Annotated in this window: 7 protein-coding genes and 1 pseudogene; 7 read left to right on the forward strand and 1 reads right to left on the reverse strand. The window is 67.1% G+C overall.

The features are described from left to right. The 7 genes and pseudogenes from BM396_RS31555 to BM396_RS31585 all read left to right on the forward strand — a co-directional run. A pseudogene (locus BM396_RS31555) lies at positions 1–1,083 on the forward strand (glycosyl transferase); the annotation flags it as partial. A gap of 84 nt (positions 1,084–1,167) precedes the next feature. Then, positions 1,168–1,962: an ABC transporter permease gene (locus tag BM396_RS31560; protein ID WP_043388228.1), complete on the forward strand. Its 795-nt coding sequence runs from the start codon at positions 1,168–1,170 to the stop codon at positions 1,960–1,962. Between the two features lie 199 nt (positions 1,963–2,161). Then, the gene (locus tag BM396_RS31565) at positions 2,162–2,503 is read left to right on the forward strand and encodes a hypothetical protein (RefSeq protein ID WP_043388227.1); all 342 of its coding nucleotides are present in this window, start codon (positions 2,162–2,164) and stop codon (positions 2,501–2,503) included. A gap of 49 nt (positions 2,504–2,552) precedes the next feature. After that, positions 2,553–3,305, forward strand: a complete 753-nt coding sequence (locus BM396_RS31570) for an FkbM family methyltransferase (protein ID WP_043388225.1) — start codon at positions 2,553–2,555, stop codon at positions 3,303–3,305. Positions 3,306–3,319: 14 nt separating this feature from the next. Then, complete coding sequence (locus BM396_RS31575; protein ID WP_043388224.1) at positions 3,320–3,640, forward strand: hypothetical protein; 321 nt, start codon at positions 3,320–3,322, stop codon at positions 3,638–3,640. A 192-nt stretch (positions 3,641–3,832) separates the two neighbouring features. After that, complete coding sequence (locus tag BM396_RS31580) at positions 3,833–5,251, forward strand: phosphomannomutase (RefSeq protein ID WP_043388222.1); 1,419 nt, start codon at positions 3,833–3,835, stop codon at positions 5,249–5,251. A gap of 233 nt (positions 5,252–5,484) precedes the next feature. Continuing rightward, complete coding sequence (locus BM396_RS31585; RefSeq protein ID WP_043388220.1) at positions 5,485–5,676, forward strand: hypothetical protein; 192 nt, start codon at positions 5,485–5,487, stop codon at positions 5,674–5,676. Positions 5,677–5,695: 19 nt separating this feature from the next. Here the strand turns inward: BM396_RS31585 and BM396_RS32500 are convergent, their stop codons facing one another. Continuing rightward, a complete protein-coding gene (locus BM396_RS32500; RefSeq protein ID WP_139239608.1) occupies positions 5,696–6,013 on the reverse strand; it encodes a hypothetical protein in 318 nt (105 codons plus the stop codon). Positions 6,014–8,154: the final 2,141 nt, after the last annotated feature.

Raw genomic sequence — 8,154 nt, forward strand, 5'->3', positions numbered from 1 at the left:
CCCGAATTCCTGTACCTGCCCAACCTCGACAGCCTGTACCTGCCGCGGGACGCGGACGAACTCGCCGGCTTCATCGCAGAGCTGGCGCCGGTCCTGATCCACGTGCACTCGCTGGCGGGGCTGCGCTGGGCGGCGGCGCGGGCGCTGATGGATCGGGTGGCGGGGTCGGGCCGGCCCTACGCCTGGACGCTGCACGACTACTCGCCGGTCTGCCACCGCAACCACCTCGTCCAGCCGGACGGGCGCTATTGCGGGCTGGCGCCGGTCAGCGCGTGCCGGGCCTGTCTGGCTTCGGACGCGGACGGGTTCGAGGAGCCGGATCCGGGCGAGCGGCGGGCGGCGTTCGGGGCGTTCCTGGCGGGGGCTTCGCGGGTGTTCGCGCCGTCCGCCGACACGGCGGGCCGGATCCGGGACGTGTACCCGGATCTCGCGGTCACGGTCCGGCCGCATGTCGAGCCGGAGCGCAGCGTGCGCTCCACCGCCCTAAAGCGGCCCGGACGCGTCCGCCGCGTCGCGGTGCTCGGCGGCATCAGCCTGCCCGAAGGCGGCTTGCTGCTGCAGGCTTTGGCGTCGGACGCGCGCAAGCGAGACCTGCCGGTGCGCTTCTCGATCGTGGGCTTCTCCGACCCGGCCCTGACGGGCGGCCTGGAGCGGGCCGGCGTCACGGAGACAGGGCGGTACTCCACCGACGACCCGACCCTCGACCGGGTCGCCCGGGCAGCCCTCCAGATCGCCGAGACCGGCCGTCATTGGGAGGATGACGAAATCCTCGATCTCGTGACCAAGGTCTCTGCCGATCTGGTGCTGATGCCGTCGATCTGGCCGGAGACCTACGCGTATGCGCTGTCGCTGGCGCTGCGCACCGGCCTGCCGGTGGCGGCCTTCGACCTCGGCGAACCGGCGGAGCGGCTGCGTGCCGACCCGGACGGCCATCTCCTGCCCTATGCCCTCGTCACCGACCCGGCCGCCTGCAACGACCGCCTGCTCGCCCTCGACATTCCGGCCGGCGGCCGAGTCGCCACGCCGATCCGGGTCGCCACCTCTGACAGCCTGATGCGCGGCTACTACGCTCTCACCACCTGACGCCGACCGGCGCGGGACGCGCCGGTCAACGCACTTTGGCCCCTTTTCTCGTCGAAGCAGGCCCGGCAACGCGAGGTCAAATCGATGCCCGCCCTCCCGACGGCTCCCGGGCAAAAGAGCCCGATCGAGTCCTATCTGCATGTCCTGCACGCCCTGATGCTGCGGGACATGCGCACCCGATTCGGTGCCTCGCTCTGGGGTTACGGCGTGGTCGTGCTCTGGCCCTGCGTGCACGTCTTCATGCTGATCGCCATCTACACGTTCCAGAAGCTGGCGGCGCCGCTCGGCGACAACCGGGCCCTGTTCTTCGCGACCGGGGCGGTTCCGGTTCTGGTTTTCCAGTACATCTCCCGCGAGGTCATGAAGGCGGTGATCATGAACCGACCGCTGACCTACTATCCACAGGTCAAGCTGTTCGACGTGATCCTGGCTCGGATCCTCGTGGAGATCGTGACCGGCTTCCTCGCGCTGCTGGTCGTCTGCTCCATCCTGATCGCCATCGGGACCAATCCCGTCCCCGCAGAACCGTTCACGGCCATGTGCGGCTATCTCGCCGCCATCATCCTGGGGGTCGGGATCGGAACGATCAACGTGGCGATCATCGGTTTCTTCCCGGGCTGGCTGATCGGCTACGCCCTGTTCAGCATCATCCTGTACGTGTCCAGCGGCGTCATGTTCCTTCCGAGTTATATGCCCGACAAGGTGTACTACTGGATGAAGTATAATCCCGCCATGCAGTTGGCGGAATGGGTTCGATCGGCATACTATCCCTATGCCGGTATCCAAGTAGATTACCTCTATGTCGTCATGTTCGGATTGACCTGCGCCAGCATCGGCCTGCTGCTCGTCAAGCATGTCGTCACCAAGATGCAGGGGTGAGCCGGGGCGGCATTGCGCCTGTCCCGAGAGCCGCGCCTGACGCGGTCGGCACGATTCTCGGGCCGGTCTGGCACGACCGGAGGCACACGGGAGCCGCGGCATCCGACCGGCCAGACCGGATGCCGATCCGGATCCGGGGCCGCAGACGGACCCTTGGGCCTAGAAAACTCAACCCGCTCCGGGGCAGGGCTGCCGCACGATGACGAATGCCGTTCATGCGATCGATACGACGTACATCCGCCGGATCCAGCAGCAGCAGATCGAATTGACCCTTCTCAGGGCCGAGCGCGACGCCGCCCTGCAGGAACGCGATCTGGCCCGGGCGCGGTCCGAGGCGACATCGACTCTCCTCGAGGCGCTCGTGGGAGGCCTGCGGCCCTACGGATTCAGCCGCAAGCGCTTCCTGTCCGCGATCCGCCGGGCGGCGCGGACCGTGCCGGATCACGGCCCCGCCGCGCTCCAGCACGGCATCCTGTTCGAAGGATCGAACCGGATCCTGGCGGGCCCGCGCAGTCCGGTCCAGGCGGCGGCACACCGCTGACACCCCGCGCTTGCGCGCGTTCCCCGTTCGGAGACTGGAGCCGAGGACCATGGATGTCGAACTCCTGACGGTGTTCAATGCCCTGATCAACCTGAGGGACAATCTGGACGCGCGCCCGCACATCCTCGGCTCCGAACTCGACTTCCTGTCCTTCGCTACCCGGATGGCGTCGTACTCCAACGCGCAGCTGCTGCAGGACCTGTGGGTGCTGTATGAGCTTCAGGAGAAGCGGAACGGCTATTTCGTGGAGTTCGGCGCCTGCGACGGCGTGAGCCTCAGCAACACGCTCCTGCTGGAGAAGACCTACGCTTGGCAGGGCGCCCTCGCTGAGCCCGCCCGGGCGTGGCACGCGGCGCTGCAGCGCAATCGCAACTGCTACATCTCCGACAAGTGCGTCTACAAGACCGACGGAATCGAGGTGCTGTTCAACGAGGTCGACATCGGCGAACTCTCCGGCATGGAGGACTTCGCAGACGGCGACTTCCACGCCCAGTTCCGGCAGGATCGCCGGCAATACCCGGTGGCCACGATCTCGCTGGACCGGTTCCTCGCGGAGGCGCGGGCGCCGCGGCGCATCGATTACATGAGCATCGATGTGGAAGGCGGCGAATTCGACGTGCTGCAGAGCTTCGATTTCACGCGTCACGACATCGCGCTGATCAGCGTCGAGCACAATTTCTCGGGCAGCCGGGAGAAGATCGACGCGCTGCTGACCGGTCAAGGCTACCGGCGGCGCTTTCGTCAGTTCTCCCTGTTCGACGATTGGTACGCGCGCCCGGATCTCGTGGCCGCACGGTCCTGACGGAGGGCGGGGCCATGTCGGCACAGACCGCGATCGCGATCCTCGATTCCATGTTCGACCTGTTCAAGGAGATGGGCAGCGGCATCGCCCTCGACCTGAACTGGCTCGCCATCGCCCGGCGCCTTCAGCAGGTCCGGGCGCAGGCCGTCTGGTCGGCCGATCTGGACTTCGTCGCCACGAAGCTGAAGGCGCACGCCGCCCATTATGCGGCGACCTACCGCCCGCCGCTCGGCTCGGAGGCGATCAGCAAGGCGAACGCCGACAGGCTCGATGACGTCGTCCGCCAATACTCGATCCTGCGCGCGCATCTCGAACAGCAGTTACCGGCCTCTTGAGGCGCTGGCGGCGGATCCGCCGGCACAGAGGCGTTCCGAGCGCGGGCCGCACCAGGCAGCGCCGCCCGCGTCCCGGGGCGGACCAGTCTCGCCCGGCCCGAGCCAATCCGCCGGTCCCAAGCGTTGAGAATGCGAACGGTTTGGGGCATCGATCGCGAGCGCGTGCGTCGAAACGGAGCTGATGGGGATCTCGTGAGCAGTCTGAAATTCGGGACAAGCGGCTTGCGCGGTCTCGTGACCGACCTCGTCGGCGGGCCGAGCTACGCCTATGCCAGCGCATTCTTCCGGTCCGTCTCGGCGGATGACACCCACCGAGCGGTGGTGATCGGGCGGGACCTGCGCGACAGCAGCCCCGCGATCGCCGCCACGGTGGCGGAGGCGGCCGCGGCCGCCGGCTTCACCGCGATCGATTGCGGCGCGCTGCCGACCCCGGCCCTGGCCCTCGAAGCGATGCGGCGCGGCGCCTATGCGGTCATGGTCACGGGCAGCCACATCCCCGAGGATCGCAACGGCCTGAAATTCTACCGTCCCGACGGCGAGATCACCAAAGCCGACGAGGTGGCCATCCTGGCCGCCCTGGCGGACATCCCGGCCGGCGGCGAGAGACCGGCGGCGGCGTCCGCGACGCCCGAGCCCGACGCCATCACGCGCTACCAGCAGCGCTACGCCGCCGCCTTCGCGCCGGACATCCTGAAGGGCCTGCGCATCGCGGTCTATCAGCAGAGCTCGGTGGCCCGCGACCTGCTGTCCGACCTGCTCGCCGCCTTCGGCGCGCAGGTGACGCCGATCGGTCGGTCGCAGGTCTTCGTGCCGATCGACACCGAAGCCCATCGTCCCGAGGACATCGCCTTCATCCGCGATGTCATGGCACCGGGGTCTTTCGACGCCCTTGTGACCACGGACGGCGACGCCGACCGGCCGCTGGTGGCCGACGGCAACGGCCGGATCCTGCGGGGCGACGTGCTCGGGCTCATCACCGCCCGTTACCTCGACGCCGACACGGTGGTGGTGCCGGTCACGGCCGGCTCGGCCCTTGAGCAGTCCGGGGGCTTCCGGACGGTTGTGCGCACGAAGGTCGGCTCGCCCTTCGTCATCGCCGGCATGGAGCAGGCGACGTCCGCCGGGGCGCGGATCGTCGCCGGCTTCGAGGCTAACGGCGGCTTCCTGCTCGGATCGGACGTCACGCTCCACGGTAGGACTCTAGCCGCCCTTCCGACGCGCGACGCGATGCTGCCGATCCTCGCCACATTGGCAGCGGCGCGCGCGACCGGCACCGCCCTCGCAGATCTCGTGGCGTCCCTAGATGCGGGCGAGATGGCGAGCGACCGCCTGCCCAACACCCCGTCCGACACCAGCACCGCGTTCCTCGAGCGCCTCCAGGATGCGGACTACCGCGCCGCCTTCCTCGGCCCGATTGGGTCATCGAACTCGATCGATCAGCAGGACGGGATCCGGATCGAACTGAACGGCGGGCGCACGATCCATTTCCGGGCTTCGGGAAATGCGCCCGAGCTGCGCTGCTATGCGGAGGCCAAGTCGGCGCAGGAGGCGCAGGACCTCGTCCGATGGGGACTTGCCGCCGCCGCGACCGCGATGGCGGCAAACGCCTAAACCCTCACGAAGCCTCGGAGCGATGCCCGAACAACGCAAGAAGCCGGGGCTCTCTTCAAGGCGCGCTGACGACCTTCGCCTCTTGGCGCGACCGCGCGGGGAAGGCCAACGTACGGGCTTCGCGCGACATGCCCGATGGCCACACGCGCCCTGCTACCGGTCGGCGTACCCCGCCGCGACGGGCCTGCGCAGGCCCGCTTCGAGATCGATGTGCGGCTGCGTCGAGTGCGCAGGTGCCGGTCGTCACGTTCCTGCGCCGGGTCTGGTTGCAGAACTTCCGCCTCAACGAACGCGACGATGACGCACTGTACGCAGACGATCGGGTCCGATGGCGCGCCGAGACCGACAGCAATCCGACCGCCCACACGATGGTCGCCTCGCCCTACGACCTGGACGTCCATAACGCGAAGAAGTGCATCGCCTGAATCGATCACGAGGTCCACATCACGGAGCGGTACCACGACGGCGGCCGCCGGTGATCGCCCACAGAGCGTCGATCCCGGCCCGGTCTCGAATCACGCGGTGCTCGGCCGGCGGCACATCGCGCTCGCGGCGGAGGACCTGCTCCAAGCGCACGATCTCGTCGACGTCGCGTCCATCGACGCTGAAGGCCTCGCGTCGACCATGGCTTATCACGGTGGCGACCTCATCGGGCCAATGCCGGGGAACAACCAATTGGAGGCGGGCACCGAGGGAGCATTCGCGCTCGAAGATTTCCAGCTCGATCGGTATCGCTAGGTCGCTGTCGACCCGGCCGGCCACAGCAGCCGGATCCGGCATTTCGACTGCAACTTCGGACCTAAGGTGGTGCACACCCGGTTGGCGATGAGGACCACAATGCCTGCATCCTGCAATGGCGCTGCACGCGCTCGGAGCGCCGCCTGGGGACACCGCGCTCGTGAGAGGAACATGGGGCACACGGCGGCACGGGCGCGCGAGGGTCAGCCAGCTGTCGCACTGCCGACCGGGGAAGGCGAGTCGGCTTCGAGGGCACGTGTCGCGCGGGATGCGGGCGATGTGGCTGCGCGGAAGTCGCCATCTCGCCTTGGCCAATTCGGCACGGCTGAGATTTGACTACAGCACTTGGTGACGACCGCTCTTATCAACCTCAATCGCCTCGCTGCGCCTGGATCGACGACACGCCCGCCGCCAGAACCCCGCGCTCCGCCTTCACGCGCCTTATGGCTTGGCCGACAGGCGCGCAGGCGTTAACCGGCAGGATCGAAAACGGGGCGTTCCCGATCCGGGCACGCCCCGCCTGCGTCAGAAGTGCGAAAGGACCCCAGTTTGCCGTGTCGCTCGACAACGGCTTACGTTGGGTTCGTGCCAGTGCTGGCGAGCCTGCATCGAGTCGCTACGGGGTTGGGGTTGGCGGAGGGAGGTCCCTTTTTGCATTCTGGACGAGGCTCGCTCGATCAGTGAATGACACGTAGCGTAAGCGTATAAGATCTTTGGCTCCCTCTGAAGCTCGGGTGTGGACCGGCTTCCAGCCCCTTGCTGCGGAACGAGGCGCATAATGTTGAAAGGCCGTCTCGTCGGTCGCGTGGCCGAGCAGTGCCGCGACCTCGGTTCGGGTCTTAGCAGCCTTCAGGCGTGCCGCCGCGACGTGCCGACAGGTGTAGGGAGTGACAGGCCTCCTGATCAAACCGGGGATCCCCGTCGCTATGCAGGCAGCCCGGAGAGCCCTGCGAATTCCGGCATGCACCCGGCGCCAGTCACCATCGGCCGTGGCCCGTGCCAACGCTGCGATGAACTCGCCGAGCCCTTGGATGTGGCCCTCGGAATACGCGTCCAGCTCGATCGTCCGAGTCGATCCGTTCGCGCGGCCATTGGAATTTTTGCCGTTCTGGACGACCAAGCTGGTGCCAATGATCTGAGCCGTTGGCCATTCGCTTGGACGCAGCCCGAGAAGCGACGTGTAGGAGAGGTAGGGCCGCGCGAGGAACGCGTACCGGTGGCGTAGGCCTAAGAGGGCCGCGTCAACCGCGTTGAATTCGGTCGCGGTCAGGGACTTCCGCTTGTCCGCGCTTGTGCGCCGAGGCGTCTTGATGGCCCGTGGGGCGGCGAGACGGCCGGTTTCGGGGTCCACCACTTCAGCCAGGAGATCAAGAGCTGTGTCTATGAGCTTCGATCTGGCCGGCTTCGATATGCCGAGGTAGACGAGGCATTCCCGGATTGAGGCTCGATAAGTCCGGATCGTGGACCGGGACCAGCGATCCTTTTCGCCCAGGAACCACTCGGCGAACTGAATCGGCGTGAGCGGATCGATCCCGGTCTCTCGGGTCGCCATTTCCAGGAGAAGGGTACCTCGCTTAAAATAGGCTTTGACGGTCGCCGGCGCTCGTGTCCGGTCTCGATTGGCTGGATCCACCACTGACCACCCCTGTTACATGCGCCGAGAGCCCTCTCCGCCGGCCGCATTCACAGCGTGCTCACCAACCACGAAAATCGCCATCGCACTCCGGCCTACCCGCCCAGTCTTCTGGTCCGAGTCCAAAGGCGGCAAGCGCCACGGCCTCGTACGCGTATCGCCGATGTGGGCGGCAGAACGTGTGTCCCTCGTCCGCGCAGATGAAAGCCGCGCGCGCCTCGCAGCCGCGTTCACTGCATCGGGCATACCACCCGGAATTTGGCAAGCGATCGATCAGGTCTTGGACATGGGTACGTTGAAGGTCGCGTGTCCACTCTGAAAAGGGCACAGACGCCTCGGGACGCCGGTTACCGTCCCGCGAGGGTTTACGCCGTCCGGCAACCTTGACGGCCGCTGGCTCCGTCACTGCGATATCCTCAAGTTTGCGATTTAGAGCCTCGCATGAGGAGGGTTTCAGATCGGGGTCCGCACCGACACTCGGTTCTAGGCCTATAGCCGCATGCGGTAGCGACAGCCGCATTTCCGATAGGGT

Source organism: Methylobacterium sp. UNCCL125 (assembly GCF_900116795.1).
Lineage (GTDB): Bacteria > Pseudomonadota > Alphaproteobacteria > Rhizobiales > Beijerinckiaceae > Methylobacterium > Methylobacterium fujisawaense.

What these genes read in the sequence shown, in the direction of transcription:
- BM396_RS31560 (WP_043388228.1), top strand. Translation starts at nt 1,168, where the DNA reads ATGCCCGCCCTCCCGACGGCTCCCGGGCAAAAGAGCCCGATCGAGTCC.
- BM396_RS31565 (WP_043388227.1), top strand. Translation starts at nt 2,162, where the DNA reads ATGACGAATGCCGTTCATGCGATCGATACGACGTACATCCGCCGGATC.
- BM396_RS31570 (WP_043388225.1), top strand. Translation starts at nt 2,553, where the DNA reads ATGGATGTCGAACTCCTGACGGTGTTCAATGCCCTGATCAACCTGAGG.
- BM396_RS31575 (WP_043388224.1), top strand. Translation starts at nt 3,320, where the DNA reads ATGTCGGCACAGACCGCGATCGCGATCCTCGATTCCATGTTCGACCTG.